Consider the following 24,512-nt stretch of genomic DNA (forward strand, 5'->3'; position numbering starts at 1 on the left):
AGGCCTGTTCTGGGCTAGAAGGCCGGAAAATTGTCATTGAACTTCGTCCCATCACCTCAACCGCGGCCGTGCCGCCGGCTGGAATGTAGATCAACCGGAACTCAGGACTGGCACCGGCCAACTTCGATTGGTTTCGAATGGTCATGCGGCGCCGGTCGGTCCATAAGCCTCCCTCAAGAAAAGCGAGAGGCAGCTCGCTCGGTAGGCCTGTTCCTCGGGCTGACTTTTCCTATCTGCTATTCTCGGTAATCGGTAAAATCGATTGTGTTTATGGAACGCATTCGCACGATGGATACATGGGCATCAGGCGCCTGCGGCTGCCACAAAGACATGCTTCGGCCGGTCACCGTCCCTTTCGCGACTCTTGCAGTGTATGGATGAGGCGGCAATTCCCGCGGTGCAGCACTTTTCGAGACAAAGTCGCTGGGGTTCGACCTGCGCGGCGACTGGGTGGAGATCCGCCGGACTTAAAAGTGTCATCCGTCCGAGGCGCAACATCTCACGACGTGCTGCGCAGCTTGGAGGATCCGCACTGGCCGATCTTGCGGCGTTCGATCACCTCCGGACAGCTTAAGCGGCCTGCGCAATTTCGTTGTAAACTGCCGGCTCCAGGCGCGCAGGACAGCCGGCCGAATCGCGCATCTTCGCCATTCGGGCCGTCGTTCTTCTTACTCCAAGTGACATCGTAGTCAGGTCCGGCCGGTCACGGAGTGAGTGTTCTCCCTTCGAGCAGCCACGTCGGCGCCGCCCAGAATCTTCGATGAGCGCGTCAGGACAACATCGATCTGGCCAAATTCTTCCTAGGAGATCGTCTCACATGATCATGGCCTCGGCCTCAACCGGGCCGGTGCCCTCCGCCTTTGCGGTTTTTTGTCCCGACGCTCGGGTCGCGCCGCCCGGCCCGGTCAAGGCCAAAAAATCGTCGCGGCTGAGCGCCCACTCCGGCTTCTGCCAAATATTCGTCGGCGGGTTCGCAGCACCGCGGGCGCGCGGGTGAGCTCGTGGGTGGAGTGCGGATGGAAGTAGGCGATGCACATCGTCACCAGCACCTCAGATTGTGTGAGGTCCACGGTTCGCTCGCCGACGGGGGCGTGTACGGCGTCGGTATACGCAGGGCGGGTCCGTCGCCTTGCCTCAGTCTCGGGGCAATGGCAAGCCCCGGTCCGCGCGGCGCCGAGTTGGGCGGAAAGATCGACGGCGCGCAACGCAGGGCTCCTACGCAACGAGCAGGTTTTCCCCCGGTCTGACCCGGCCTCGACTCCAGATGCCGCAATGACCGTCGCGGCCCGGCGCGATTGATCGGGTCTCATGCCCAAAGCTGCCTCGGTGCCCAGTAGCGGCACCGCATGGCCCCAACCCAGGCGCTGCGCCAGTAAAGCGTCGGCGAGCCAGCATCCGACGGTGCGTTCGAAGCGATCTCATTCGGCGGCCATGATCGCGCCGGTCACCATGCCGCAGCGGAAAGCTGCCGAAGCTCGTCTGGCCAGGTCGCTGACCGCCTCGTCGTCGCGGGCGACGACCGAAATCTTCCCCACCGCAGCGAGGTTGAGCTCGGCCGCCCGTTCACGGATTCCAGACGAGATGTTGTCTCGCGCGATGACAAGATTCTTCTGTGAGACGTGCAGTACCTTCTTCCACGCCGTGACCGCCATTACGAAACGCTCGGGCGGCTCCTTGTCGACAGATGTTCCAGGATACCCTCTTACTGCACAACGCCCGGGACTTGCTTGCACATGGTGGCGATCAAGCGCCGCCGCGAGCTGATCTACCTCCAGCGGTCCTGAAGATAACTTGCAGACGATCACAGGTTCAGCCTTGGCAAGCTGACGATCGAGGGTCCGCCACGCTGCTGAGATGATCCAATAAGTCCGACTCTCACTCTAGGCCGCCGGTCGCGCGGCTGATTACCAATGCCTGTTCCTGGCCCGTGAGGTTTGGACGCTATCACTCGCCAGGCGGAAGCTGGACCGCTCGGCGCCGGTTCCTTCGACAGCGATCCCCGAGTTGACCAATGACCGGCATGCGTCGAGAACCGACCAAGGCACTTCATCCACCGCTGCTGCAATATCAACGAAGCTCGCCAGCTCGTCAGTGAGTCGACCTTCGACAGCACGTTCGAGTGATGAATTGCGCCGCAGGATCCAGGCATCGTTGGTCCAATGGATGACGTTGTCCCAGACGATGAAGTGTGCCCCGCATCCAGTGTCTCGCCACACAGAAGGAAAAAGGGTCAACCCGCCCTCGCGTTGATAAAGGCGCCAGGCCGGCCCGGCACGACGGTCGAGGTTAACCGTCAGTATGTCTCCGCATCCATCGGGGCATCTCATGACAAGGGACCGCGGAGCTCCGCGCTCCACAAGTGAAACGTCTCCCGGGTTATCCACCTGCTCGATGGCTTCGGACTGACGTTCAACCGTGCCCTTGAACTGTACCGCGTGCGTTTTCTTGAGCACCCAACCGAACTCCCGACCTACCAGAGCGAAGGATTTGTCACGCGATCCAGAAGGTCCACCGCGCACTTGTAAGCAATGGCCGCATCCGGGCTTTTGCCTTTGGCATAATAGAGCAGCCCGACGCAGATCGCGATTGTATACTCGCGCCTCAGATCGAACGAATGGGACTGACCTTCTTCGAGGATGGTCGTACGCAACGCCACGATCGCGTTGAGCCGATACTGGGCCTTTTTGCCTTGCAGGAGATGTTTAAGCGACATGGCGAAGAGATCTCCGGAGTAAAAATCTTCGAGCACTTGTTCGGGCAGCGGTTGATCAGCCTGCAACTCCGCGTCGAACGCAAGCCCGATTTCCAAGCGGGCGACGTCGTGGGACAAAGGACGTCGAGCTGCCCGCGTGAAGTCGATCAGAACCGCTTCCGCATCGCCGCCGCAGACGAACACGTTGCGCAAATTGAGGTCGTCGTGAGCTCGACACACCGGATGCTGCTCAGCCTGCAGTCCAGCGAGACGAACAAAAAAGCTTCGTGGCGAAGCGCCAGCGTAACTGTCCTTGGTCAATTTGTCGTAGGTGCGCTCAAGGCCTTTTAGATATGCGTCATGCCGTGCCGCAGGTAGAAACTCCTGCAGAAGGTCTAGTCTCTTTCTTTCGGGGTCTTTTCGCCAACGACCCAACACAGTTCGATAGATCGCCTGGATGACCTCTTTCACATCGCGGTTGATCACAACCTTGTCCAGGCGGATGGCATTCTCGACGAAGCGGGAGACCGCAAGCTGGTGCTCAGATCCCACAACGCAACGATCCAGGCACAAAGGGGCGCATCCGCGATATGGCACGCGGTCAGCGACCACGTCCCTGTACGTGTTAATGTGTTCTTCCATCACCGCCGCGGGGCCTGACTTGACGATGAAAGGTGTGTGCTGCTCCAGGCCTTCCGTCTCGACCTTCCAGACGGACGAAGAAGATTTGCCACCATTCTCCTCGGAAATAAGGATGCCCGAGTAGTCGTGAAACGCGCGACGGAACAGAAGCTCCAGTTCGGGTAGCAGAGGCGTCGGCAGCTCATTCCCATTTTTGTCCCGGATCGCCAGGCTGCTGTTCAGGGAAGGGCCGCACCGGCATCGTGCGCAGGTCTCGGCAATGTTATCCCAGTCAGAGTCTGGAAGCACTGCGAGCTGCCGCAGCACGACACCGGTATGCTCTTGCCACTGCGCCAACACGCCTGCGCCTGAACGCGCCACCGAATGTCCAATCGCTTCCTCGCCCCGTTTCGTAACGACAATGACGAGTATGCCGCGCTGTGCGGACGAAGCAGCGAGGCGTCGAAGACGCTTGACCAAATCCAATCGGCCCTCGTCCGACGGCAGGGCACCGGCGAGCACGATCAACGCCCGGGCGCCTCCGTCATCAAGATCAGAAAGCGACACGAGCGGCTTCACGGCAAGTCGCCGGGCGGAGAAAGGCGTCGGGTTCACGGAACCTCCGTCAACCAAAACGGTCGTGCGCTCTTCAGCTTTCATGTTGGCGCCAAATCATGGGCCAACTGTCTCCTTTGGCCAAGGCATTGTCCTGAGCACATACAACGCAGGTCGGATCTGACCTTGAACTGACAGGCCGCACCGATCCTTCAATGGGCCGCCCAACAAGATGCCGCGCCTCCCCAGGGAACCCGGTCACTGCCGAAAGGAACATCGAGACGGCCATGGAAGAGGTTGCTGCGTTAAGGGAGATCACGGCCGGCTGCGGCTCGAAATGGCCGACGAAATACGGATCGGAGCGTGAATCGGCGAGAAGATCGCGTCTCACTGAGGCGGGATCGAGAAGGGAATGGCAGTTAAGGCAGGCCAGCGACTCGGCAAGCATTTGGACCCTAGTCGACATCGCGGCGACGACACCCTCCCGGGCGTCGATGCGCACTCCAACGTCGATCATTGGCAAACGATATTGATAGGCGATCTGATTGAGGACGGCGCGGCTGCCGTGCGAATCCGTGCAACACATGACAAAATCGCCGTCGAGCAACGTCCTGGCCACGGGCTCGTCAATAACGGATTCCGGTAAGGTCATAACCTCGATGTCGCGTTTCGCGCGTTGCGACGCTTCGGAGGCCACTGCGACCTTTGGTCGGTCAACGTCCTTCTGCTCGGCCCCCATCAATCGGTTGAGGTTGGTTCGCTCGACCTGTTCAGGATCAATCAAGTGCAGCCGACCAACGCCCAGCCGGGCGAGTTCCTCAACGACCACTGAACCGGTGCCGCCTACGCCGACGACCGCCACGGTGAGATCGTTGAGAATTCGCTGCCCTGCGGCGCCGAATGCTCGCACATTGCGGTCGAACACTTCCGGCAATGGGGCCGGATCTTCCGCGTCAGTCTCAGTTGGATGAGATCGAACACTGCGCCCGATTTCCTGTATCCGATCGATGGTGAATGTGGTCTCGCCTTTGATATCGAAGAGGCGGCCACGAAATCCCGTCGGCCCGGCGATCAAGAATCCATGCGGCCCTTGCGGGCACCGAAAATGCAGCACCGGAGCCAAGAGTTGCTGCGCTGCGTCGTCGACCGATGAGAACGCCAGTCTGCGTTGCACAGGATGCGAATGCGCAAGAATTACGCCCGCTCGCTTCAGACGCGCGCGTTTGAGCACGCGCGACAGGAACATGGGAGTCAATGAGACTTCTATCGGGCTGCGGGCGATATAGTCGTCCGGAGCCGGGCGAATGATCTCTCTAACGATCAACCTCATCCCGCCTTCGAAATGACCACCGCCAACGATCAACGCAGCAGCAGATTCAAGGGGGGCAGGCGCGATAAGGTCATCGCGAAGAGCCGTCCATTCTCCACCCCGGAACATCAGACGGTTCATCGCGCCTCGCCCAGCCGCCGCCGGATCACATTCAAATAGGTAAGCAGATTGTCGCTGTTGGGCTTCCAGGTAGACGGATGCCAGGAAAACCATAGCCACTCTGAGGGAACTCCCGGGGTGGCCTGTTGCCCTGTGTTTTGTGGGGTTCCACCGTGTTCGAGGGCGAGCGCCGGCTCGGCCCAGAAGCAATCGGGCGCAGCCTGCGGATAGCCCGCAGGCACCACAAACTTTATGCCAACCTCGGCGCGGTTCCAGCCCTTTGGAAGTTGCACAGCCGGCATGCTGACCACTGCCGTACCTCCGGACTGGAGCTCAAGGGTCGCGTTAGGGTGCTTTTTGCTGATATCCTGGAAGTGACGTTCGAGGATCGACATTAGCCAAACGTCGCCGGAGGAACAGTGTAGAAGTGCATTCCGTTCTTGAGCGTAACGGCCTCATTGTCCCCAATCTGCCGATCGGCATCATGGCCGTGCCCCTCGAGGAACAACTGATATTGCTGGTCCTTGCCGGCGAGCTGCTTCAGCTCCGCACCGGTCATGCTTTCGCTTGTCGCTTCGATATGGACCCCATCAATATTGATGGAAAATTTCGGATGATCTTCTTTGGCCATTGTTCCCTCTGCAAAATGAACCCGAAAAAGAGCAGCCTGATTCAAAGAGAATCAGAGCCGCTGCCTCGCTTTTATCGTGAAAGGAGTGACCGCAGAAGGCGGAATCAAGTTCCCCCACCGCCGACGAGCACCCCGCATTGACACCTCCTATGTAGGAACAGCCTCACATTTTTTCACCCCCATTTCGTTGATAATGATGCTGCCACGGCATTCAAATCCGGTCCGGCATTTCGCACGCCTGCGAGGCTTCCTTGCGCCCGGTCCTCTCGAGTTCAACAAGGAACCGCGATCGTATCACACGCGATGGGCGATCGTGCGTCTGTGGGCGGTCGCCTTAGTTATGTTTGAACAGCGTATTTGGTGCCGCTGCGGCCTTCACGAAATGCTTGGTCCGCTTCTCTGCCGGCCGATGGTCCATGAAATCCCCTCCCCACCCATGACACCAGACACCTCCTTGCCAATATGCCGATCAAGCACTGGCCTCCATGGTACCAGCGTGAACTCGCGCGATTTCTCGATGACAGCGTATTTTCCGCCGGCGAGCTCGACGGAGCGGCGGAGCGTGCCTTCTATTCGATCTCCACTCTGGGCTTCAGAATAGGGCAGACCGAGTTCGTTCGACAACTGGCCGGCCACGCGGTTCAACTCGCGTTGGCGCAGCATCGAAAGCATGTTCGCGCGATAGATGACCCGATCCTGCGCTTCATGCGCGAGACCTTGCGCGATCAGCCACTGCTGTCGACGGGCCTGGACCTGACGTAATTCGCGACCGAAGCCAGAGTCACGCAAGGGCTCAGGATGAGCTGATACGAGCTCCTGGTCGATCCAGGTGGCGCCGTCGAAGCTGACTTGGCTCTCCAGCAGCATTGACGAGAGCTTGTCGACGACAACAGGCTCGGCCCTCGCTCGCTGACGCTCGTAGCCCGCGACGCGGTCGAGATGGTCCGGCGCGATAGTCCATGTACCGTCCGGCTCGCGCTCGACACCACCGGTCGCCCGGCGGATCGCCTCCAGTCGCCGCACGTGCGTTTCGGCAAAGCGTTCGGTGGCCGACGGGTCATGCTTGAGATGGATATCGATGCTGTAGCGCCCGTCATGGGCTGTGGCGATCTCGGCAATTGTGCGGTCGACTCGCCTTGGCCCGGTGTCGCTCGGCGTGACCCGCACTATGCAGCCCTCTGGCGTCGGTTGGGTGGCCTCGCCTTTGCCGATATCAACATAGTGGCTTTTGCCGTCCACGCCGTCGACGACGAGGTAATGGCGGTCAGTGATTTCGTCGGCCAGGCCGCGCGCAATGATGCGGCCGACGACAGGCTGCATCTGCTCTGCAGATCGATCATGGACAACATAGTCGGCGGCACTGCGGGCGAGCCCCTTGCCGGTCAGTTCGCGGTGCATGGTCTTGATGATGTCGCCCCGCTCGCCGATGCGGCGCAGTGTCGCTTCAAGCTCGCCATCAAGGCGCCAGCGGCCCGAGCCGACTTCCTCAGCCAGACCCATCCGCTCGAGCTTGCGCAGGCGGCCCTGGTGCATCGTCTGGCGAAACGTGTCTCGGCTGGCGGGTGAGACATGCCCCTCATGGTCGCGGATGCGGAGCAGCTGCCGATCGATGCTGGTGAAGCGTTCCCGCTCCATTTCCTGGCGCAGGCGTTGCACGATCTCGCGGTCCGTTCTCGGGCCAAGGTCGAGGCTGACCAGCTCGGCCGCCCGTTCACGGATTCCAGACGAGATGTAGTCCCGCGCGATGACGAGGTTTTCGTCGCGGTCGTCCTTGCCGCGGACGATAATATGGGTATGCGGATGACCAGTGTTGAAATGATCGACGGCCACCCAGTCGAGCCTAGTGCCGAGGTCTTCTTCCATCTGCGCCATGAGGCGCCGCGTGAGCGGCTTCAAGTCATCATACTCGATGCCGTCTTCAGGGGCGACGATGAAGCGGAACTGATGCCGGTCGCCATCGGCACGATCGATGAAGGCCTTGCCATCAACGCGGTCGCTGTCGGCGCTATAGAGCTCGCCAGGCTCGCCTTCGCGGGTGACGCCGTCGCGCTGGAGGTAGCGAAGGTGTGCACGTGCCCCGTCAACACCCTTACCGGCCAGCTTGACGATACGCGCCTTGACGACGGCGCGCCGCTGCCGAAACGCCGCGTGGGGGTCGCGCGCTCTGAGAACGGCGGCAGCAGCCCCGCCGCGCCCCGCCCGGCTTCCGATGAAGCGGCCACGGCGACCGCTGCCGCCGCCGGCTCGGTTGATCGCGGCGCGGATCTGGCCGGCGAAACGCTTGCCTGCCTTCGAGCCGCGCGATCCGATTTTGCCCAGGCTCGGCTTGAACTCTTCATCCTGCATTGAGCCTCCTAGCAATCTTAAGCAATATCAGAGGTTTGTCGGCAGCAGCTCTCCTGACGCTGAAGGCAGCCTCCGTGGAAAACGATGTGCAGACAAAGACTTTGCCGCCTCCAGGAGGCGATGCCTCTATCTTGCCTTCCGCGGACCTGCCTCCCTGCCTCCCTGCCCCGCCCGACCCACGGTACCCCTGCCCTCACCTGCGATCCGGCCGGCCTGACCTTGCTCGCTCCGATCCGAGCGGCACCACAATTTGGCCATTCGGATCGGTCGCGGAAACACCGTTTCGCAGGAAAAACAGCGACTGCCCGGACGGGATTTCCGGCGCTTTTCCGGAACGGGATTTGCCGGTGAACGCGTCCATGTCGGCGGCCGAAATCCCGGCAGCCTTGAGCTCTTCCAGATACGAAACCGTCTCGCTGGGCAGCGGTCGCCCACGCTGCAAATGCTGTTCGTAGCGGTCCGGCCCAGCGTTATAGGCGGCAAACAGGCCGGGAAAGCCGAAGCGGTCATACATGGCGCGCAGATAGGCAGTGCCTGCCAGAATGTTGTCGCGAGGGTCGTGCGGACTGGCTCCCAGGCCAAGCTCTGCGCGAATCTCCTCGTAGGTGCCGGGCATCACCTGCATGAGGCCAATGGCGCCGGCGTGTGAGGCGATCGGCCGTCCGTCCAGCATTGTCTGCCCCCGGCTTTCGGCATCCATGACGGCATAAATCCAGGGCTGTGGAATGCTGAAACGCCGGCTTGCTTCGGCTATCAAGTGCTGCCATCGTTGGAGCTGCGGACCACGGGAGATGGCGGCCGGCTGAGCGTCGGTCGCGGCGGAACAGGCGCATGGCGCTATCGCGACCATGCCGAGCATCAGGAGGGTTACTCGGTCCATAGCGGCACGAGCCTCCCGGCAATATTTTCAGCCGGCACCGGCCCGAAATAGCGGCTGTCGAAGGAGCGGTTTCTATCGTTGCCGAGCAGGAAAAACTCGTCGGCGGCGAGCTTGCGGCAGGCATTCCACCAAGGCAGCGGACGGTGCTGCGTGTCGGTTGCCAGCCGGCGCGCGACAATCTCGCCGCCGATGATGATGGCGTCGCCGAAGGCGCAGACATGCTCGCCAGGCAGCGCGGCAAGGCGCTTGACCAGCGGCACATTGCTGGGCAGATAGAAGCGTTCGGCGGCGAGATCGGCGACCGGTTTTGGCGGGCGCACGAGCACCAGATCGCCACGAGCCGGTGATCCGGACGCGAGGCGATAGAGGCCGACCGGCGCACTGGCCGAGGCATTCCAGACCAGCCAGGGCGATGGGTTGTCGAAAGCGGCGAAGCCGATCAGGCCGAGGCCTATTGTGGCCACGGCGATCGTCTTGCGCGCCCGAATGCGCCGCACATGGCTGCCGATCAGACGGATAGTGGGACGCCGGCTCATGAGCGGCCTCCCTCACCGGCCGAGCCGGAATTGTGCCCGCCATCCTCGGGCCTGGTCGCCTGCGCGCGTCCCTTCGACCAGTCGTCGAGCTCGTCGATGTGATAGCGGACATAGCGGCCGTGCTTGCGAAATTGCGGGCCACCGCCCTTGAGCCGCATCTTCTCCAGCGTGCGCTGGGATAGCCCGATATAGAAGGCGGCCTGCGCGGTGTTGAGAAACGGACTGCCCTTCTTCGCGCGGGCCGCGCGTTCGTTTTCGTCGTCCATGATGGTCCTCGTTTCGTTACGGACAAGCGAAGGCGAGGATCGGCGAGCGAGATCGTTTTGGGGACGGGCGAAGAGTGGGGGGCGAGTTTTCGCCGCCCCTTCTTGAGAAGAGCCCCGCGCCGGTGGCGGCGCGGGGCTCGAGGCTGGCGATTCAGTCGACCGGGTTCCAGATGATGGCGTATGTGTCGTCGTCGTCCTGGCCGGCGGCGCGGCCGAGATTGGCGTAGAGCTTGCGCGGACCGAACTCCGGGGCGGCAATCGACAGGCTCACATAGTCCTTGCCGGAGGTCTCGCCGGTGCGGATCCAGCCGGCCCCTACTTCGACCCCTTGCGTCAGCACCCGAAAGTCGGGATGGGTGTCGGCGCTCTTTGCCTGATTGGGCACGATGTCGATGTCGGCGCGGACGCTGAGCGTCTTGAGCTGGCCCTTGTAGCCGCCGTTTTCCTGTTTGGTGACGTATCCGATCGCGGTCATTTTTAGTCTCCTTTTGGTGCTCGCCGGGGACCATTCCCCTGCGATGGCGGACCGTGATGGGCGCGTCCGGACCGCCGGAACCGGGACGGCCGCAGCGATAGCGGAGGACCCGAGCGGACAGCTTTTTTGAAGCGAAGCGGCGCGAGGAAGCCGCCGCAGGCGGCGGGGAAAAAAGCTGCTGGCGAGGGTTTCGGGCGGGCCGGATCCGCCCATAGGTCGTCAAGCCAGCCGCAGGGGAATGGTCCTGAGACACCATGGAGACAGGTGGCGCGATCGGCGGCACAACGAGCAGGCGGCATTACAGGGCGCCGGCTGCGCGGGCTCTGTCGGCAACCCGATCGGACAATTGGCCCCATGCGCCTGGGCGCCTCGGCAAGCAACCCGGCGCGGTGCAGGGCTGCCCAAATGGGGGCGAGTTGGCGTCGGGATTTCTCGCGCGCGGCACTGGCTCGACAAGACGACCAATCGGCAGCCGGCGCGGCCCGGAGCGGCGCGCGCGACCTGAGCAGCGGTACTCGAGAGAACCGCCGCTCGGGCCCTGATCGACTATTCGCGCGCGAACAGCGGCTGCACTTGTGCCCACTGATCGGCGGTGCGGAAACCGCCGCGACTGGTGTAGCTTTCGGCGGGGAATTTCATCCAGCGCGGCAGCCAGGTCTCGACCTTCTGGCGGCCATTCTCGCCCGCCAGGAAGTCGCGGATGATCTTCTTTTGCGTCTTGACCTTCTCGGCGACATTGCCATCCGCGACCAGCTTGCCGCCGACGTCGGCCAGCATCGAATTGGCGATTTCCTTGTCGCGCAAGAGGTCGAAGAAGGCATCGTCCGGTTGCCACCATGTGCCCATATCGACGTTCAGATGGTTGCCGAGCGCCTCGATGACGGCGCTGCCGGCTGCAAGCGTCTCGGCCATGACAAGGGTGAGAACGCGCATGACATGGTCGTCGCAGAGCGCCAAGAGGCGCGCGAACACGCCGGCGATAGCAAAGGCGTCGCCATCGCCGCCGGCGACCACGCCATCCTCATCCGGTGATCCGAGCAGGGCCAACACTTCGCGCCGTTTTTTGCCGAATGCAGCTTCGGCCTTGCAGCCGGCAAGGCTGGCAGTCACCGTCTCGTTGGCCGCGCGCTGTGGCTCACGGCGCACCAGCCACAAGCCGGAACCGGTGATGGCGTGCGCCACCACGAGTCGCAGCGCCACGGCGGGATGGTCGAGCATGGCCGCGCGCACGGCCGCATGGCGATGCAGATCGACATAGTTCTGCATCGGGCCGGTGAGTTCGGGGCGCGGCGGCTTGGCGGCTGTTTCTTCTTGCTCGCCGCCCTCGCGGGCGCGGCGCGCTTCCTTGCGTGACAGCCAGCCCTCGTGACACTCGACCTCGCCGCGAAACGTGACCGCGATAAAGACCTTGCCGCCCTTCTTCTTCGGGGTCTTCTCGTGGTCCCATGGGTGGAAATACTGGCCCGGCTCCAGCAGCACCACCTCGCTCCAGCCGTCGTTGAGATAGGTGTCGCGTCTGGCGGCAATCGCTTCGTTCTGCTTTTGCCAGAACAGGTCGGCATCGGCGAAATAGCTGTCCTCGCCGAACAGGTCCGAGGTGATCAGGCCGGGATATTCGTCGATGGCAAACAGCGCCACCTTGGTGGAAATCGACTGGCCGCCGAACAGCCATTGCTTCAATTGAAAGCCACGCGGCGCGTATTGATCGGGATCGGCACAGAGTGCCAGCCAGTCCTTCTGCTGCGCCTTGGACGCCATGGTGAGATGGCGCACCGTCTCGGCGTCGATCTCCTCGCGGCGATAGGCTTCGCGGATTTTGGGCAAGAGGGCGCCAAGCGCCAGAATGCGTTTGACCTTCAGGTCAGTGATGCCGAAGGTCGCAGCGATGTCCGGAACGGTGCGGCCTTGCCTGACGAGCCGCGAAAACGTCTCCCATTGCGATACTTCGTCAGGATCAAGGCGGGCGAGGTTTTCGATCAGCGAGGCTTCCAGCGCATCGGCGTCGTCACCGTCCTCCATGATGGCGCAGGGCAAGGGATCGCCTTCGCCGCGCTCGTCGGCAAGCGATTTCGCGGCGAAATAGCGCCGCCTGCCGGCAACGATCTCGAAGGTTTCCGGCTGGCCGTTCGGCCGCACAAGGAGAGGCACCAGCACGCCGCGCGCACGCACGGATGGCAGGATGTCGGAAATGTCGGGCGCGCGTTTTCCATGGCGCATGTTGAGCGCGGAAATGTTGAGCTGATCCAAGGGGATGTGGGCAAGCTGCATGGTTACTCTCCTTCGCTTTGGTTAAGGTTGTCCCCGCCGCAGAGGCCGAAGGCCGGCGCGGCGGGACGGTTTTTGCGCCTATCGGCGCTGCTGTTCCGCCGTGTCGGGCGGAAGCTCGGAATGGGGCTTTGAAAGGGCGTCTGCTGCCTGCCGCAGAAGTCGCTCGGCCTCGGTGATGTGGCCGCAAATACGGGCGGCTTCGGCATAGACGGAAAGCGGAAAGCGCGCCTGGAAATGCAGGTCGCGCTCTATGCCGAGGCCAAGCGGACCTTTTACGGATGCAAGCTCGGCCAGACTGACGCTGCCGAGTTCGGGGAAGCCGAAGCCGAGATCGCAAAGGCCGAACAGCGTGTCGCCATCGGCGTCGAGTTCGCTCAAAAGCCACGTCGCGGCACCTGTGGGATTAAACAGTTTCACAACGGGAAAATGGTCGATGTCGGCCTCGGCGGCGCCATTGGCGAGCAGTCGTGCGCGCAGTGGATCGGTGATCAGGATCATGGAAAGCCTCCTTGTCAGAACAGGTCGAGTTGATTTCTGCTGGCTTCATCGAAGAGGCCGATATCGAGCGGCTTTTGCGCCGCGCGCGGACGCATCGGCGCGTCCGTCAGGAGGGTGAGCCGATCGCGCGTGGTGATGGGCCGAACGCCTGGAATGAGCATCTGCTCGCCTTGCGGCGTCGGCTCGGTCGCGGTCAGTTGAGGATCGCGCATCGTCATGCCGCAATCCCTTCCTGCGCCTCGCCTTCGGCATCGGCCTGTAGGCCAAACAGGAAATCGGCGGCCTTGGAGGCAAGACTGGCGGCACGGAAGATGGCGCGGTTGTCCTCGCGCAGCACCTTCAGCCATGAGCCGATGTAATCGGCATGACGCACGGTCGGCTCGATACCGAGATTGCTGCAGACGAAGGCGGCAGTGATTTCGGCGACCAATTCTTCACGCGCGTAAGCCTTGGAGCCGAACGAGCCGGAGAGGTCGCGAGCAAGCCGCGTTGGGTGGCCGGTCCAGTGGCCAAGCTCGTGAAAGCAGGTCCGGTAATAGTCGATCTGCTGATGGAACGCCGGCTGCGGCGGCACCTGAATGTGGTCGCTGCCCAGCATGTAGAAAGCGCGATCGCCGCCGACCCTGAAATCCGCACCGCTGGCGCGAATGAGCGTCTCGGCCTGCGGCACGATCTCGCACTGAGGCAGCGGCTCGGCGGCGGCATAGAGGTCTTCCGGAAGATTATCGCACTGCGCGACATTGAAGACGGTGAAGCGCTTCAAAAAAGGCACGGCCTGTGGTTCATCGCCCTCGTGGCGTGCGCGCTCCTTCTCGTCCTTGGGGACAAAGCGGTCGGCATGCACGATGGTCGTGCCGCGCTCGCCCTTCCTGACATTGCCGCCAAGGACGAGCGCCTGCCGGAAGGTGAGCCAGTTCTGGCTGGGATAGCTGCGCTCGATGACCGCGCCCCACAGGATGAGGATATTGATTCCGGAATAGGTGCGCCCAGAGGATGCATTCCTCGGCAGGCCAAGGCCTGCCTTTGCGCTGCCCCATGGCTTGACCCATGGCACGGTGCCGCGCTCCAGCTCGGCAATGATGCGGTCCGTGATCTCCTGATAAAGGCTGGCGCCGGGGCGCCCGCCCTTGCCTGCGCCAGCCTCTCCCCTGGCGGAACGCTTGCTGTTTGCATGCATCGTCTCATCCTCCGCTCGCCAATCGCCGCGCCTTTCCCCGGAAGCGGGGTGGGCGGCGAGTCGCGACCGGAAAGGCCCGCCGTGGGAGGCGGACCGCATCCGAAGGACCGGAACGAAGAGGAGGACCCTGAGCGCACGCGAAGGGTTGCGGGCTGCCGCGGCGGGCCTAGAAGGGAGTGCCGCCCACCCCGCGCCACCGGGAAAGGCCAACAGACAAACCGCGCCGCCCGCAAGGGCGGCGGCCGTCACAGCCCGAAGGGCTGCCCACGCCAAGGGGCGAAGCCGAATGGCCGAGACCGCCTGAGCTTGCCGAAGAAAAGCGGGCTCGGTTCACGAGCACCTGGTGCGCGTCGTCAGGCGCGCGGGCGCCCGCCAGGACGGCAGGCTGGACAGATTTTTCGCACGGATCATCGTCAAGCGCCGCAGTTACGTCGAGAAACTCGACGACATCGCCGCCGTGGCGCGGCTTCCTCCGAACAAAACCAGCGCTCGCCTCTCAACAGGTTGAGGCGCGTGTCCCAGTAATGTTCCTGTCCGGGATCATGATAGATGCGCTCGCCCGTTTTGTGGCTTATATTGGCTTTGATGTTGCGCTGACAGCGGCAGGGTCGATTCGAAGGCAAGAAAGCCAGCCAGGAGTTGTCCTGATAGCGATGGTTGCCCACGCCCCTTCTCCCCGAAGAGAGAATGCGACGTTTGCAGCCTGGAGTCTATAAGTCTGGTCTAATTCACCGGTCCTGTTCCGAACCATTGAATGAACGGCGCATCCTTACCGGTGATATCCTTCACCGTCTTCAACAGCGCTTCATGGGTGCGTTGGAGAGCCCGGTAATGGTTGCTGGTAGGTGATAGAAGCGGCTGGACGATGCTCTTGTGCAGCCGTTCCGCCTCCGCCAGAAAGCGCTCGATTTCAGCCTGTGAAAGCTGCTTGGAATGTTTGGTCCTAGCCATTGCGATCTCCGTTGAGGAATCGCCCCACCTAGGATTATCATCCTATATCGGCATGGCCGGGTAAAGACCCACCCGCAGCGGAATGGCAGCTTGCCGAAGAAAAGCGCGCTCGGTTCACGGCACCGGCGCGAGCCGTTGGTGCGTGGGCGCCCGCTAGGACCGCAGGCTGGACAGAATCTCGCACGGATCAGCGTCAAGCGCCGCAGTTAAGTCGAGAAACTCGATGACGTCGAGACGCCGCTCTCCACCCTCGTACTTGGCCACGAAGGATTGGGGACGATCAAGTTTCTCGGCCACCTGCGCCTGAGTCAGGCCTTTGGCCTTGCGCAGGGAAACCAACTGGGCCAGAAACCGCTGGTGGCGGGGCGATCGAAGAGATTTGGGCATGTAGGCGAACCGGTCGGGTAAAGACCGGATCAGCGACTAATCCCGGTTTCGGATTATCCCATTTTGGGATATGCTGCGTTGCATCCAGCGCTCAACAGCCGAGGCTCGCAACAGGCATGAATCGATCAATGGGAACAGATGAGACTCGAAACTCAACTCTGTGCGACGAAGTCCCCTGGTCGGAGAACCTGACGGCCTACGATAGGCAGCATTTCACGATCTACCTGCGGATCCTGGATGCCTGCGCCGACAATGCCAGCGAAGAGGAGATGGCCGATCTCATTCTAGGCATCGACCCGGCCCTTGAACCGGTCCGCGCCCGCAAGGCTCTTCGCAGCCATATCGACCGGGCGAACTGGATGGTGACGACCGGCTACAAGGAACTGTTCGCCGGCTGACGCACAGCACGGATTGTCATGCTCTTCAAACAAGGAAGTTCAGATACCCGTCACTCATGAGCGCACGGCCGCGAGAGACGGCGCGGCGGGAGCGGTCACAACTGGTTCGCGTGCTGTTTGACTGCCATTTCCAGTGCTTGGCTCAGAGGCACAGCCTTGGAGAACAGGAAGCCTTGAGCGGTTCGGCAGCCAAGCTTGTGCAGGGTTTGCCGATCCGCCTCTGTTTCGACGCCCTCGGCCATGACCTCGATCCCGAGCATGTTACCGAGATCGATGACCGATTTGACAAGCAGTCGGTCCTCTCGGGACTTGGCCAAGCCGCGAATGAAGCCCTGGTCTATTTTGACCTTGCGTATCCGACTGTCCTTGAGCGATGCCAACGTAGAAAAGCCGGTGCCGAAGTCATCGAGCGCGATGGAAATGCCCGCATGTGAAAGCCGTCCGAGCTTTTCATCCACTCTGTCCGGGTCAACCGGGGATTCTTCGGTAATCTCGATCTCGAACATCGTTGCAGGGAGACCTCTTGCCGCCAGACCATCCAGAACCATGTCGTCGATATCGCCGGCTTCTAGTTCGCGCGGTGAAACATTCATCGCCACACGGAGATCACGACAGTCAGCTTTCACCAAGCCGTCGATAAAAGCACAACAGTCGGCGAATACGGTTTGCGTCAGCAGCTGAAGCATTCCGGTTTCGCGTGCAGCTGTGATGATTTCGGGTGGAGAGATGGCGCCATGAGTCGGATGGGACCACCTCAGCAAGGCTTCAAAACCGACCACGGCCTCGGTGTCGAGTTTCACGATCGGCTGGAACCAAGGTTGCAAGCTTCTCGTCTTTATCGCCGAATGAAGGTCCCGTTCGACGGACTGGCGGCGTTGCAGTTCCCTGTCGAGTTCGGCATCGAACAGGCAAAATTCGTTCCTGCCACGACGCTTGGCCGTATAAAGGGCGATATCCGCCCGCAACAACATTTCCGTCAGGCCCGGCGTCTGCGCCAAATATATTCCTATCGATGCCCCGACCCGGACGGACGCGACCTCGATATAGGGTCGGGCAATTTTGGCTATGATATTGGAGGCGAGATCACTGGCAGAAAGCGAAACCCTCGTTGAGGGAAAAAACAGCACGAATTCATCGCCGCCGATACGAGCGAGCGTTGAGCCTTCCGGTGCTTCCTCCTCTATGCGGCGGGCGATCCTGACAAGCAGTTCATCACCGGTCCTGTGACCGTAGGTATCGTTGACGGATTTGAACCCGTCCAGATCAACCAGCATTGCCACGAAGGGGCCATCCGCGGTCTCGAACCGTCCGATTGCGTCTTCGAGGCCACGCCTGTTGAGAAGGGCCGTCAGGTGGTCCTGCCTGGAACTGGCCTTCATCTCCGCCGCAAGCCGCTCGGCCTCATGCCTCAGGCGGCTCGCTTCGCGGAACCGTGCTTGCCCAACACACGAAGCTCGAACCAAGCCGCCCATGAAGAGCAGAACGGTAAAAGCCAGAATGTAGTCTTCAAAATTGCCTTTCGCCAAAAGGCATCCCACCGTGATGAGGAGCGGAGGTGTGATGAAGTTGATCGCCGCCGCGGCATACGAACTGCCGTATGTAACCGCACCAGCTGAAATGCCCGCCAGAATGACCAGATGCAGCGGTGCTTGAGGTGTCGTGTATCCAACAGTCAGGACGGCCAGGAAGGACCAGGCAAACCCTGCCAGAAGAGCAAGGATGCCAAACCAGCGAAGCCGCCGCAAACCCCCCACGAAATTGTCATGGCGCCCTGTTTCCTTTAGCTGATAACGCGCGAGTGCAAGGCGGGCGGCATTTATCGCATTGACGACCAGGAACCAGATTACAGCGGCAAAGCCGCTGCCAGAAAGGGCGTGCACCGCCCAAATCAGGCCTGACAGGATAGCGCTTATCGGCATCGACACGAAGAGGCCGGTCCTCAGGTCAGCAAGCTGATCCTGACGGATTTTGGCCTCCAGCGTGTCTTCATTCTTCGGGGCCATGGACGGACCAGCTTGCTCCCATCGTTGTTCGCGAGGACAAGCTTACGCAGGCCCACTGAAGGACGGGTTAACTATCCAGCGGGGGTAACCAGTGCGCTCACCATGGCTTCGGGTCGCAGGTCTGCTCTGAGGATTGCCGGCTGATCATCAAGGTCTCGTCCGCGCGCGTTCTTGATCCGAATCATGCCAGGATCGGCAACGTCAGAGACAAAAGGAAGCCGGGCCGAGATAGCGTTCCAGAGCGGCAGCGCTGCCTGCGATTCACCGCCTGAGCATGGCCGAAATGCCATGGCGGATAAAGGGAAGATATTGGGCAAAGCGAAGCCCCGCATGTCTTGCAAGCCGTGCCGTCGGGTGCTCGCCTGAGTAGAGAGCGACAAGTACATTCGTAGCATGATAGAGCGGTGCCGCCGACAGACGCAGCCGGCTTTCGTATCTGCCGAGCATGTCAGGATCAGCAATGTCGCGGCGCTCACGACATGCCGCCAGGATTCCATCGGCGAGTTGCTTCTGGCCGCTGAGGCCGATGTTGAAGCCATGCGCGGTCACCGGGTGCATGCCGAGGGCAGCATCGCCGATCAGTGCCGCACTCGGAGCCCAGAACTTGTGCGCCCAGGTCGTGACCAGCGGATAGGCATGGCGGGTGCTTGCCAAGGTCATCTCTCCGAGGCGTCCTCGACAACGGTTCGTCAATTCCATCAGGAACAAATCGTCGTCGAGAGCAAGCAGTCTGTCGGCCTCGTTTGAGCGCAACGTGAGAAGCAGCGACGACACGCCTTCCATGAGCGGCAACATCGCTATCGTCTGATAGTGATCGAACCATTCGACCGCGATCTGGTGATGGGCGCGCTCGTGCCTCACCCGGCAAATCAGCATGGAGTTGCCAAGCCGATTGATGTCGGCCCCAATGCCGAGCAGGTCGCGCGTCGCGGACAGACGCGAATCCGCTGCAACGAGCAGCCGAGCGGCCAATTGCCTGCCATCACAGAGCCTTATGACTGCTTCTTTGTGGCTGGTTGTTGCATTGACGACCGAGTGGCCGCACAGCAGCTGGGCATGACCCTGGAAGTGGACAATCTTGAACAGGGCGTCGCGGATCCGACAATTTGGGACCAGAATTCCGAGTGGTTCCCCAGATCCGCTGGGAGAATCGAAGCACAGGGCGAAAGGGCTCGATCCGTTGAGCACACGCGCGCCTTGAAGTGGTGATTTGTCCGAAGCGGGGATGGCATCCCAGGCGCCGAGCTCGCGAAGGATTCCAACCGATGCGTGGGTCAGCGCGATCTCGCGACAGTCGAAAGCCGGATTCGCCAGGCTTTCGAGCGACTGCCGTTCAACCACTGCCACCTTGAGTCGGCTCTGGGCAAGCGACGCGGCGAAGGAAAGTCCGACCGGCCCGGCTCCGACCACAATAACGTCGAATCTATCGACAGAGCCGGCCATCAGCGTGCCGCCATTGCGTCGGCTATCTGCGACGAAGGGCACTGGAACGCATCGCAATCGATCCACGGTTTGCGGCTCATCTCCCCAAGCGTCTCCACGCGACCTAACCGTCCGTTAGACATCCGTTCTCCGTTCAAAAATGCTCAATGAAACCATGCCGATGAAGAGATAACCCTGATGTGGATCAACCAGGCTCGATAAACGCGGCAACGGCGGGTTCACGGTCGACTGGTCGATCGCCACGCCATGGTCTGGTCAGGTCATCATGAAATGGCCGGCTTCCCGTTCGGTGCGGCCCTTTCCTGGCCGAAAGTTCGGCAACGTATTCTGGCTGATCCGTTCGCACCCGTCGCGCGCCGAAATCGGCATGACGCGAAGCAACCGCGGAAAATATTCGAGCGAGTCCTCGCAGGGCAGGCTGGGTCAACTGCGTGGCTCGTCGCGGTCGATCAGGATCCGCTCGGCGGCGCCATCGAGATCTTCATATTGGCCGCTCCTCAAGGCCCACAGGAACCCCGCCAGCCCAAGCGCTCCGAGGAACAGGGCCACAGGTATGAGGTAGGCGAGCGTCGTCATGAGGATTGTGCCAGTGCGCCAATGTCGGAGCGCCTGTCATGTCGGGCATCTTGCACCGATGCATTTGACACGAAACCTTGCAGGCGTAGCGCATTGCCGATGACCAGGAGGGACGAGGCGGACATCGCGACCGCTGCGATCAGTGGCGTAACGTGCCCCAGAATGGCGACCGGCACGGCGATGCCATTGTAAACGATCGCGAGGGCGATGTTCTGCCGGATCAGCCGTCCGGCCTTCCGCGAAATGTCTAAAGCAAGTGGGACCGCCAGAAGACTTTTACGCAGGAACACGAAATCCGCGGCGTTGCGACCGATATCCGCCGCCGTGGCCGGAGCGAGCGAAACGTGTGCGGCACCCAACGCAGGCGTGTCGTTGAGCCCATCGCCGACCATCAGGACCTTGTGGCCGGATCTGGTCAATGCTTCGATGTGTTCGACCTTGCCCGAGGGAAGCAACGCGGGAATAAAGCGCTCGACGCCCAGTGCTTCCGCGACTTCGACACAGGCAGCTTCTGTGTCGCCCGACAGCATCTCCACCGACACGCCGGCGCTGTTCAAGAGTTCGAGGGCCGCCTTGGCATCGGCACGCAGCTCATCCTCGAAATCGAAAGTCGCGACAATGACCCCGTCCTTCGTCAGAACGGTTCCGCCATAGCCTTGTTTGCCTTCGCCGCCGATCCGAGCTTTCCACTCACGCCATCCGCGGCGACCCAGCCGCCAGGTACTGCCCTCGGCGATGGCTTCGATGCCGAAGCCCGGATGCTCGCTGACGGACGCGAGTTTCGGCTGGCCGGCAAAGGCTGCATTGCCAGCGATTGCCTTCGAAAAGGGATGGCGGGAATGCGCTGCCATCTCGGCCGCCATGGCGAGCATCGTCGGATCGATGGACGGCGCATTGATCAGCCTGGGCAGTCCGAGCGTAAGCGTGCCGGTTTTGTCGAACAATGCCGTGTCGATCCCCGCCAGGCGCTCCATGGCGGAGCCGTCCCTGACCATGACGCCGCTTTCAAACAGCCGCCGCGCAGCGACCACCTGCACGATCGGCACGGCGAGACCGAGCGCACACGGGCATGTAATGATCAAAACGGCGATCGCGATTGTTATTGCCCGGTGCCAGTCGCCGGTCGCCGCCATCCAGCCGAGGAACGTCACAAAGGCGGTGAGGTGGACCACGGGGGCGTAGAGCGCGGAGACGCGATCGGCGATCCTGCGATGGCGGGCGCGGCCGCCCTCTGCCGCTTCCATCAGCCGAACCATTTCGGCCAGGAAGGAATCCTTCGCGGCAGCCGTCGCCTCGATGGTCAGTGGACCGGTGAGATTGAGTGTACCGGCCTGGACCTGCGCCCCCGGGCCCACCGTTCTGGGCGTGCTTTCCCCGGAAACCAGGGAACAGTCGAGATCCGATGCCCCGCCAATGATCCTGCCGTCGATCGGCACCCTCTCGCCAGCCGCAATCAAGAGCTCCATTCCTGGTTCGATCTCGCCAACCGGCAAGTAGTCGCGCGAACCATCCTCGCGCAGCACCATGGCGCCGCGCGCCGCCAGCCGAGCCAGTCCGTTCACGGCCGTCCGCGCCCGTTCCCGCATCACGTGATCCAGCGTGCGGCCGATCAGCAGAAAGAACAGCAGCGACACCGACGCGTCGAAATAAGCATGGTCGCCATGGTTGATCGTCTCGTAGAGGCTCATGGCGTAAGCGAGCGATACCCCGACCGCGATCGGCACGTCCATGTTCATGCGGCTGTGGCGCAGCGCATTCCAGGCCGAGCGAAAATAGATGCCGCCGGCGAAAGCGAGCACAGGAATGGCAATCAAGGCCGAGACCCAATGGAACAGGTCGCGGGTCGCGCCTTGCGCGCCGGACCAGACGGAGACTGATAGCAGCATGATGTTGCCCGCCGCAAAGCCAGCGACCGCGACGGCGCGGATCAGTTCCGAGAGCGTCTTGTCGTTCCCGTCAGCCTCGGGATCGAACAGGTGCGCGCCATAGCCCAGCCGTCCAAGTGTGGCGACGAATGGCGGAACCTCGTCGCCGCGCCACCGGACCGAAACACGTTTCGTCGAAAGATTGACACGAGCCCCTTCGACGCGATCCAGCTTGCCGATCGCCGTCTCGATCGTCTGGATGCAGGCGGCACAATGCACAGCCGGCACCGAGAGGTCGGTCTGGCGAAGATTTTCGCCAATCGAGCGGCTCGCCAGTCTGATTTCCTGGCCAGAAGGCAGGACCAGTGTGACCTTTTCCAGGTCCAATGCCATTTCGGCGCCTGGCGCGCAGCAGCTCATTGCAGCGCCCCGTGGGAAATCATGATCCGGCGAACGTCGCGATAGGGTTCCGCAAGGCTCGCATCGGCGTCGATTTCGACGATCCAGACGCCATCCGTGGGCATGTGGTGCGCGGCGAATATCTGACCGGAGGCAGCGGCAAGAGTGACGGATTTGTCCTCGGCCTCGTAGGCGGGATGACGAAACAGCACCTTGACGCCATGCAAGGCAACCGGCTTGCCGACAGCATCGGTGAGGCTGTAGCGGACCTCACCGCCTGCGATGGTCAGTTTGCCAGTCCAGCCGAGGGCTGCCTGAGCTCGCCCCTCCTCGGCCTTCTTGTTGAACTGCTGGCTCGCCACATAGGTGTTTTCGACGACAAGGCCGGTCCAGCTCGTGTTGGCGAGCGTCGCCATCGTCAGATTGACCGCTATGACCACGCCGAAGAAGCCAAGGATGGTGAACAGCATATGCCTGCCGGTGAATTCGCGGGATTGTCGCGAGGTGTCGCTCATCTGGCGATCTCCGGTGCGTTGAAAGTGGCCGTGTATTCGTCCGACTCGAACGTTGCCTTGTTTTCGACCCGGAACTTGAAGCTTTGCGCTGCACCCCGAACCTGATCTGCCGGCTGACGCACGAAAACCTTGAGCATCTTGAGCCGGTCGGGTTCGACCGGGATGGCGAAGGAGCGATCCGCCGCCAGGTCGATACCGACAACGCTCATTTCGGCTCCATGCAGGCCCTGCATCGTGACGATGATCGTTCTTGGTTCGGGGATCATGTTCAGCAGCTTGACGGTGTAGCCATTGCGGATAGAGCCGTCGGACAGCGTCACGAATTGCGGATTGCGGTCGTGCAAGACATTGATCTCGAGCCGGTCGCGCGTCATCAGCGAATAGAGCAGGCCCAGGCCGATCAGCCCCCACATAGCCATGTACACGTAGGTGCGGGGACGAAAGATCTTGCGGATGTGGAAATGAGCCACACTGTCTGAAAACAGGCCGTCAGCGGTTCTGACCAGCGACGGATTGACTGCACTGGAACCGCCCGCGGTCGCTAGCATCATGTTGGCGTTGTAGTCGGAGAGGGTCGCGTAGGAGATCAACCCGCGCTCTTTGCCAAGCTTGTCCATAACGCCGTCGCAGGCGTCGATGCAAAGCGCGCAGGTGATGCATTCAAGCTGTTGGCCGTCGCGAATGTCGATCCCCATCGGACAGACGGCGACGCAGGCATTGCAGTCGACGCAATCGCCGATAGCCTTCCCCGCGGCTTGCGCCTTCTTGGCGTGACGTGAGCGCGGTTCGCCGCGCCAGTCATTGTAGGTGACGGTGAGCGAACTTTCATCGAGCATGGCTGCCTGGATGCGCGGCCAAGGGCACATGTATGTGCAGACCTGCTCGCGCATCAGCCCGCCGAACGTAAAAGTCGTCGCTGTCAGCACGGCGACGGTGATATAGGCGACAGGCGCTGCCGTGCCGGTGAAGAGTTCGCCGAGCAGGGTCGGCGCATCGGCGAAATAGAAGATCCAGGCGCCGCCGGTCGCCGCACCTATGACTAGCCAGATGGCGTGTTTCGATACCCGCAGCACCAGCTTGCGGGCAGTCCACGGCCCGGCGTCAAGCTTCATGCGCGCGTTGCGGTCGCCCTCGATGGCCCGCTCGACAACCAGAAACAGATCGACCCACACAGTCTGCGGGCATGTATAGCCGCACCAGGCACGGCCGACAGTCGACGTGATCAGGAAGAGACCGACGCCGGCCATGACCAGAAGGCCGGCGACGTAGTAGAATTCCTGCGGCCATATCTCGACGAAGAAGAAATAGAAACGCCGGTTGGCGACATCGAGCAGCACGGCCTGATCGGGGGCAAACGGGCCACGGTCCCACCGCAGCCAAGGCGTCAGATAGTAGACGCCAAGGGTGACCGCCATCACCAGCCATTTGAACTGACGAAAATTCCCGGAGGCCCGTTTCGGGAAGATCTTCTTGCGCGCGGCATACATCGGCTGTCGCACTTTGGCGGAGTTGACCGCCTCGGCTTCGAGCCGTTCTATTTGCGTGTTATCGAGCACGAGAAGCTCCAGTCACCAGCGACGATTTCGCCGGAAGCCCGACCC

At 61.8% G+C, this 24,512-nt stretch carries 25 protein-coding genes; 1 reads left to right on the forward strand and 24 read right to left on the reverse strand.

Features of this window, described 5'->3' with window-relative positions:
- Positions 1-1,418: 1,418 nt before the first annotated feature.
- From NKJ20_RS26165 to NKJ20_RS26250, 18 genes are all read right to left on the reverse strand, one after another.
- Positions 1,419-1,805: a hypothetical protein gene (locus NKJ20_RS26165; RefSeq protein WP_352748061.1), complete on the reverse strand. Its 387-nt coding sequence runs from the start codon at positions 1,803-1,805 to the stop codon at positions 1,419-1,421.
- Positions 1,806-1,904: 99 nt separating this feature from the next.
- Positions 1,905-2,453: a ubiquitination-like system serine protease family protein gene (locus tag NKJ20_RS26170; RefSeq protein WP_352484172.1), complete on the reverse strand. Its 549-nt coding sequence runs from the start codon at positions 2,451-2,453 to the stop codon at positions 1,905-1,907.
- 17 nt (positions 2,454-2,470) lie between these two features.
- Positions 2,471-3,973 carry a phosphotransferase gene (locus tag NKJ20_RS26175; protein ID WP_352748064.1) on the reverse strand — a complete coding sequence of 501 codons (1,503 nt, stop codon included), beginning with the start codon at positions 3,971-3,973 and terminating at the stop codon, positions 2,471-2,473.
- Positions 3,963-5,318 carry a ThiF family adenylyltransferase gene (locus NKJ20_RS26180; protein WP_352484170.1) on the reverse strand — a complete coding sequence of 452 codons (1,356 nt, stop codon included), beginning with the start codon at positions 5,316-5,318 and terminating at the stop codon, positions 3,963-3,965. Before NKJ20_RS26180 ends, NKJ20_RS26175 begins: the two co-directional genes overlap by 11 nt.
- Positions 5,315-5,692 (reverse strand): E2/UBC family protein, encoded by a 378-nt coding sequence (locus NKJ20_RS26185; protein WP_023800976.1) that lies wholly within the window; start codon positions 5,690-5,692, stop codon positions 5,315-5,317. The genes NKJ20_RS26180 and NKJ20_RS26185 overlap by 4 nt, the downstream gene beginning before the upstream one ends.
- Complete coding sequence (locus NKJ20_RS26190; RefSeq protein WP_023724123.1) at positions 5,692-5,928, reverse strand: multiubiquitin domain-containing protein; 237 nt, start codon at positions 5,926-5,928, stop codon at positions 5,692-5,694. The genes NKJ20_RS26185 and NKJ20_RS26190 overlap by 1 nt, the downstream gene beginning before the upstream one ends.
- 375 nt (positions 5,929-6,303) lie before the next feature.
- Entirely contained in the window at positions 6,304-8,274 is a 1,971-nt protein-coding gene (gene rlxS / locus NKJ20_RS26195; RefSeq protein WP_352748066.1) for a relaxase/mobilization nuclease RlxS, read from the reverse strand.
- Positions 8,275-8,467: 193 nt separating this feature from the next.
- On the reverse strand, positions 8,468-9,154 hold the full coding sequence (locus NKJ20_RS26200) for a lytic transglycosylase domain-containing protein (RefSeq protein WP_352748068.1): 687 nt from the start codon (positions 9,152-9,154) through the stop codon (positions 8,468-8,470).
- Complete coding sequence (lepB, locus tag NKJ20_RS26205; RefSeq protein WP_352717944.1) at positions 9,142-9,690, reverse strand: signal peptidase I; 549 nt, start codon at positions 9,688-9,690, stop codon at positions 9,142-9,144. Before lepB ends, NKJ20_RS26200 begins: the two co-directional genes overlap by 13 nt.
- Entirely contained in the window at positions 9,687-9,956 is a 270-nt protein-coding gene (locus NKJ20_RS26210; RefSeq protein WP_352474127.1) for a helix-turn-helix transcriptional regulator, read from the reverse strand. Before NKJ20_RS26210 ends, lepB begins: the two co-directional genes overlap by 4 nt.
- Before the next feature lie 151 nt (positions 9,957-10,107).
- Positions 10,108-10,431 (reverse strand): DUF736 domain-containing protein, encoded by a 324-nt coding sequence (locus tag NKJ20_RS26215; RefSeq protein ID WP_023672372.1) that lies wholly within the window; start codon positions 10,429-10,431, stop codon positions 10,108-10,110.
- A gap of 546 nt (positions 10,432-10,977) precedes the next feature.
- A complete protein-coding gene (locus NKJ20_RS26220) occupies positions 10,978-12,699 on the reverse strand; it encodes a ParB/RepB/Spo0J family partition protein (RefSeq protein WP_352748071.1) in 1,722 nt (573 codons plus the stop codon).
- A 78-nt stretch (positions 12,700-12,777) separates the two neighbouring features.
- Complete coding sequence (locus NKJ20_RS26225) at positions 12,778-13,197, reverse strand: DUF2958 domain-containing protein (RefSeq protein WP_352748073.1); 420 nt, start codon at positions 13,195-13,197, stop codon at positions 12,778-12,780.
- Positions 13,198-13,211: 14 nt separating this feature from the next.
- The gene (locus tag NKJ20_RS26230) at positions 13,212-13,415 is read right to left on the reverse strand and encodes a hypothetical protein (RefSeq protein WP_352474122.1); all 204 of its coding nucleotides are present in this window, start codon (positions 13,413-13,415) and stop codon (positions 13,212-13,214) included.
- The gene (locus tag NKJ20_RS26235) at positions 13,412-14,374 is read right to left on the reverse strand and encodes an ArdC family protein (protein ID WP_352748076.1); all 963 of its coding nucleotides are present in this window, start codon (positions 14,372-14,374) and stop codon (positions 13,412-13,414) included. The genes NKJ20_RS26230 and NKJ20_RS26235 overlap by 4 nt, the downstream gene beginning before the upstream one ends.
- Before the next feature lie 413 nt (positions 14,375-14,787).
- Positions 14,788-15,039 (reverse strand): sunset domain-containing protein, encoded by a 252-nt coding sequence (locus tag NKJ20_RS34205; RefSeq protein ID WP_502902833.1) that lies wholly within the window; start codon positions 15,037-15,039, stop codon positions 14,788-14,790.
- 58 nt (positions 15,040-15,097) lie between these two features.
- The gene (locus NKJ20_RS26245) at positions 15,098-15,325 is read right to left on the reverse strand and encodes a hypothetical protein (protein WP_352748082.1); all 228 of its coding nucleotides are present in this window, start codon (positions 15,323-15,325) and stop codon (positions 15,098-15,100) included.
- A gap of 153 nt (positions 15,326-15,478) precedes the next feature.
- Positions 15,479-15,712, reverse strand: a complete 234-nt coding sequence (locus NKJ20_RS26250) for a helix-turn-helix domain-containing protein (protein WP_023679646.1) — start codon at positions 15,710-15,712, stop codon at positions 15,479-15,481.
- Positions 15,713-15,840: 128 nt separating this feature from the next.
- On the opposite strand from NKJ20_RS26250, the gene NKJ20_RS26255 reads away from it, so the two are divergent.
- On the forward strand, positions 15,841-16,110 hold the full coding sequence (locus NKJ20_RS26255) for a DNA -binding domain-containing protein (RefSeq protein ID WP_352453619.1): 270 nt from the start codon (positions 15,841-15,843) through the stop codon (positions 16,108-16,110).
- A 95-nt stretch (positions 16,111-16,205) separates the two neighbouring features.
- Here NKJ20_RS26255 and NKJ20_RS26260 read toward each other — a convergent pair whose 3' ends face one another.
- From NKJ20_RS26260 to ccoG, 6 genes are all read right to left on the reverse strand, one after another.
- Positions 16,206-18,113 (reverse strand): putative bifunctional diguanylate cyclase/phosphodiesterase, encoded by a 1,908-nt coding sequence (locus NKJ20_RS26260; RefSeq protein ID WP_352748084.1) that lies wholly within the window; start codon positions 18,111-18,113, stop codon positions 16,206-16,208.
- 261 nt (positions 18,114-18,374) lie between these two features.
- Positions 18,375-19,556, reverse strand: coding sequence for a 5-demethoxyubiquinol-8 5-hydroxylase UbiM (gene ubiM / locus NKJ20_RS26265; protein ID WP_352748105.1), 1,182 nt, complete (start codon positions 19,554-19,556; stop codon positions 18,375-18,377).
- A 423-nt stretch (positions 19,557-19,979) separates the two neighbouring features.
- Positions 19,980-20,132, reverse strand: a complete 153-nt coding sequence (ccoS, locus tag NKJ20_RS26270) for a cbb3-type cytochrome oxidase assembly protein CcoS (protein ID WP_023679633.1) — start codon at positions 20,130-20,132, stop codon at positions 19,980-19,982.
- On the reverse strand, positions 20,129-22,417 hold the full coding sequence (locus NKJ20_RS26275) for a cation-translocating P-type ATPase (RefSeq protein WP_352748086.1): 2,289 nt from the start codon (positions 22,415-22,417) through the stop codon (positions 20,129-20,131). The genes ccoS and NKJ20_RS26275 overlap by 4 nt, the downstream gene beginning before the upstream one ends.
- The gene (locus NKJ20_RS26280) at positions 22,414-22,911 is read right to left on the reverse strand and encodes a FixH family protein (RefSeq protein WP_352517892.1); all 498 of its coding nucleotides are present in this window, start codon (positions 22,909-22,911) and stop codon (positions 22,414-22,416) included. The genes NKJ20_RS26275 and NKJ20_RS26280 overlap by 4 nt, the downstream gene beginning before the upstream one ends.
- On the reverse strand, positions 22,908-24,467 hold the full coding sequence (gene ccoG / locus NKJ20_RS26285; RefSeq protein ID WP_352748089.1) for a cytochrome c oxidase accessory protein CcoG: 1,560 nt from the start codon (positions 24,465-24,467) through the stop codon (positions 22,908-22,910). The genes NKJ20_RS26280 and ccoG overlap by 4 nt, the downstream gene beginning before the upstream one ends.
- Positions 24,468-24,512: the final 45 nt, after the last annotated feature.

The organism is Mesorhizobium sp. M0185 (assembly GCF_040322175.1).
Lineage (GTDB): Bacteria > Pseudomonadota > Alphaproteobacteria > Rhizobiales > Rhizobiaceae > Mesorhizobium.